This window comes from Burkholderia sp. ZZQ-2 (assembly GCF_050768715.1).
Taxonomy (GTDB): Bacteria; Pseudomonadota; Gammaproteobacteria; order Burkholderiales; family Burkholderiaceae; genus Burkholderia; species Burkholderia cepacia.
The window spans coordinates 1-3,652 of record NZ_LDVA01000126.1 but is presented as its reverse complement, the minus strand read 5'-3'; the positions used below and the strand labels follow the sequence as shown (position 1 = coordinate 3,652).

At 68.5% G+C, this 3,652-nt stretch carries 2 protein-coding genes; both read right to left on the bottom strand.

The window, feature by feature from the left end; translation table 11 throughout:
- Positions 1-149 precede the first annotated feature (149 nt).
- Complete coding sequence (gene flhA, locus ABY44_RS07770) at positions 150-2,249, bottom strand: flagellar biosynthesis protein FlhA (RefSeq protein ID WP_021162676.1); 2,100 nt, start codon at positions 2,247-2,249, stop codon at positions 150-152.
- Positions 2,246-3,442, bottom strand: coding sequence for a flagellar biosynthesis protein FlhB (gene flhB / locus ABY44_RS07765; protein ID WP_027788637.1), 1,197 nt, complete (start codon positions 3,440-3,442; stop codon positions 2,246-2,248). Before flhB ends, flhA begins: the two co-directional genes overlap by 4 nt.
- Positions 3,443-3,652 lie beyond the last annotated feature (210 nt).

The window sequence follows — 3,652 nt, the reverse complement described above, 5'->3', positions numbered from 1 at the left end:
GGCGGCCAGGTCCGAATCGGCGAGGGCGACGATTTCCACGCTGCCGTCATCGAGCGTGCGGTTCGACAGCACGACCGCGTCGGCGCCGAGCGCCTCGCGCACGAGACGAAGTGCGTCGCGGCTCGTTGCGCCGGTGAATTTGCGAATGTTCAAGCGGAACCCCCGATGACGTTAACGACTTTGATCGTGCGTGTGTCCGGCACCTCGGCGTACGACAGCACTTTCAATTGCGGCAGGCTGCGGCGCAGGAAACGCGCGAGCATCGCGCGCAGCGCGTGCTGCACGAGCAGCACGGGCGGCAGCCCGAGATTCTGTTGACGCAGCATCGCCTGCTGCGTGCCGGTCAGAAGGTTGTGCGCGAGGCCGGGTTCGAGGCCCGGGTTCGCGCCGGTGGCGAGCGCCTGCGACAGCACGCGTTCGAGATTCGCGTCGAGGCCCATTACCTGCATCTCGCCCGCGCCCGGATACCACTGCTGCGTGATCGCGCGGCCGAGCGCGAGCCGCACCGCGGCCGTGATCTCGAATGCGTCGCCGCGGCCCGCGTGTTCGGACACGGCCTCGAGGATCGTGCGCATGTCGCGGATCGGCACGCCTTCCTCGAGCAGGTTCTGCAGCACCTTCTGCAGCGTCGTCAGCGAGATCGTCTTCGGCACGAGGTCCTCGACGAGCGACGGCGCGTCCTTGCCGGTGCGCTCGACGAGCGCCTGCACTTCCTGGCGGCCGAGCAGCTCGGCCGCGTGCTGGACGACCAGATGGTTCAGGTGCGTCGCGACGACCGTGCTCGCGTCGACCACCGTGTAGCCGTACACCTGCGCCTGTTCGCGCATCGCGACGTCGATCCACACGGCCGGCAGCCCGAACGCGGGATCCTGCGTGACGGCGCCCGGCAGCGCGGCCGTCACCTGGCCGGGGTTGATCGCGAGCCACTGGCCCGGGAACACTTCGCCGACGCCGATCTCGACGCCCTTCAGCGCGATCCGGTACGCGTTCGGCCGCAGCTCGAGGTTGTCGCGGATATGGATCACGGGCGGCAGGAAGCCGATTTCCTGCGCGAATTTCTTGCGGATGCTCTTGATGCGCTTGAGCAGTTCGCCGTCGCTGTTCTTGTCGACGAGCGGGATCAGCCGGTAGCCGACTTCGAGGCCGAGCGGGTCGATCAGCTGCACGTCGTCCCAGGTCGCTTCGTGGCTGTCGGACGGCAGCACGGCGGGCGGCGCGATGTCGGTCAGGTCGCCGGCCGCCTTGCGGGCCGCCGCGCGCTTCGTCTGCGTGCGGGCCAGCCAGATCGCGCCGCCGCCGAGCGCGAGGAACGCGAAGTGCGGCATGCCCGGGATCAGCCCCATCAGCACGATGATCGCGCCGGTGATGTTCAGCACGCGCGGGTTCGTGAACAGCTGGCCGGTGATCTGCGTGCCGATGTCCTCGTCGGTCGCGACGCGCGACACGATCACGCCGGCCGCGGTCGAGATCACGAGCGACGGGATCTGCGCGACGAGGCCGTCGCCGATCGTCAGCAGCGTGTAGTTCGTGCCGGCCGCGGCGAACGTCATGTCGTGCTGGACCATCCCGACGATCAGCCCGCCGATCACGTTGATCGCCATGATGATCAGGCCGGCGATCGCGTCGCCGCGCACGAACTTCGACGCGCCGTCCATCGACCCGTAGAACTCGGCTTCCTGCGAGACCGCCAGGCGGCGCTTGCGCGCCTGCTCTTCGTTGATGAGGCCCGCGTTCAGGTCGGCGTCGATCGCCATCTGCTTGCCGGGCATCGCGTCGAGCGTGAAGCGCGCGGACACTTCGGCGATCCGCCCCGCGCCCTTCGTGATCACCATGAAGTTGATGATCATCAGGATCACGAACACGACAATGCCGACCGCGAAGTTGCCGCCGACGAGGAAGTGGCCGAACGCCTCGATCACCTGGCCGGCCGCGTCCGGCCCGGTGTGGCCCTCGAGCAGCACGACGCGCGTCGACGCAACGTTCAGCGACAGGCGCAGGAGCGTCGAGAACAGCAGCACGCTCGGGAACGCCGCGAAATCGAGCGGCTTCATCGTGTACATGCTGACGAGCAGCACCATCACGGACAGCGCGATGTTGAACGTGAACAGCAGATCCAGCAGCATCGGCGGCAGCGGCAGGATCATCATCCCCAAAATCATGCAGATGAGGATCGGGCCCGCGAGCGCGCGCAGGTTGGTGCCCGCGAACGGATTCTGGCGCTTCGCGAACAGGCCGGTCGGGGTGCTCATGCCGCGCCTCCGTTACCGAGCGTGTCTTCGGCTTCCTCGCGTTCGTCGTCGGCGGAGACCGACGCGCCCTTGTCGAGGTCGGCCGGCACGTCCAGGTCGACCGGCACCGCCGGGAACGCGCCGCCTTCCGAACGGAAGCGCTTGAGCTGGTAGACCCACGCGAGCACTTCGGCGACGGCCGAGTACAGCGAGCCGGGAATCTCGCGTTCGAGTTCGACGTTGTGATACAGCGCACGCGCGAGCGGCGGCGCTTCGAGCAGCGGCACGTTGTGTTCGGCCGCGAGTTCGCGGATGCGCGCGGCGACGAGGTTCACGCCCTTCGCGACGACCTTCGGCGCGCGCATCTCGCCGTCCGTGTATTGCAGCGCGACGGCGAAGTGCGTCGGGTTCGTCACGACCACGTCGGCCTTCGGCACGGCCGCCATCATCCGGCGCCGCGCGATCGCGCGCTGCTGCTGGCGGATCCGCCCCTTCACGTGCGGATCGCCTTCGTTCTCGCGATGCTCGCGCTTCACTTCTTCCTTCGTCATGCGCAACTTCTTGTTGTACTGCCAGATTTGGTAAGGCACGTCGAGCGCGGCGACCACCAGCATCCCGGCGACCGTCGTGCCGCAGCACACGGCGACCAGGTGCAGCGCATCGGGCAGCGCCACGCCGAGCGGCTGCGTCGCGAGACCGAGCAGCTCGTCCTTGCTGCGCCAGATCGCGATGCCGCCGATCCCGCCGACGACCAGCGTCTTCGCGATCGACATCCCGAGCTGGATCGGCCCCTGGATCGAGAAGATCCGGCCGAGGCCCGAGATCGGGTTCAGGCGGTCGAACTTCAGTTCGAACGTCTTCTGCGAGATCAACCAGCCGCCGAGCGCCATCGGCGCGAGCAGCGCGGCGACACCGGTGAGCGCGAGCAGCGGCAGCAGCGCGGCGAAGCCTTCGAGGCTCGCGCTGCCGGCCGCCGACAGCATCCGGTTCGTGTCGAACGCGGTGGCGCGATCGAACATGAACGCGCCGCGCAGCATCGCCTGCAGATGCCCGCCCGACGGGCCCGCGAGCAGCCAGGCACCGTAGAACCCGGCCGCGAGCAGCGCGAACGAAGCCAGTTCGCGCGAACGCGCGACCTGCCCCTCCTCGCGCGCCTTCTCGCGGCGCCTGGGAGTGGCGGCTTCGGTCTTGTCGAGATCGCTCTCGTCTGCCACGGGGCCTCCAGTCGGGTACGGCGGAATGCCGCTTTCCAGTGACACCGATTATTCATGGAGGCGTCAAACACCGATCGGTCGAGCAAAGCCGGGAAAGGGGGGTATTTCGGGGAATCGGGCGAGCCGGCGCAAACGCGGCCGGACGGGGCCGGAAGGGGGCCGGAAGGGGGTGCGGCGAGGCGGCGAAACGGGGCGGCCGGTGCGATGGCG

Bases quoted from the DNA above. Each gene is read 5' to 3' on its own strand.
- flhA (WP_021162676.1), bottom strand. From the start codon at position 2,249: ATGAGCACCCCGACCGGCCTGTTCGCGAAGCGCCAGAATCCGTTCGCG.